The sequence below is a fragment of the Novosphingobium umbonatum genome, from assembly GCF_004005905.1.
GTDB lineage: Bacteria > Pseudomonadota > Alphaproteobacteria > Sphingomonadales > Sphingomonadaceae > Novosphingobium > Novosphingobium umbonatum.
Genome location: NZ_SACO01000090.1, coordinates 1 through 233, shown reverse-complemented (window position 1 = coordinate 233; position 233 = coordinate 1). Strand labels below are relative to the sequence as shown.

Annotated in this window: 1 pseudogene; it reads left to right on the top strand. The window is 60.9% G+C overall.

The window, feature by feature from the left end:
• Positions 1-50 precede the first annotated feature (50 nt).
• Positions 51-233 (top strand): annotated as a pseudogene (locus EOE18_RS18390) (ATP-binding protein); the annotation flags it as partial.

The window sequence follows — 233 nt, the reverse complement described above, 5'->3', positions numbered from 1 at the left end:
AGAGCCCAAAGCCGATGTGGGGCGCTACGACACGCTGAGGGAGATGCGTCATGCGTCATGACCCCGCCAGCGCCGCCCCAAGAAGCTAATTGGGGTCGTGATGCTGCGTGGCCTTAAAATGTATGGCATGGCTCAGGCTGTCGGCGATCTGATCGAGCAAGGCGCACCTGCCTTCGACGCGGCCGTTCCTATGCTGTCCCAGTTGCTCAAGGCTGAGATGGCTGAACGCGAAG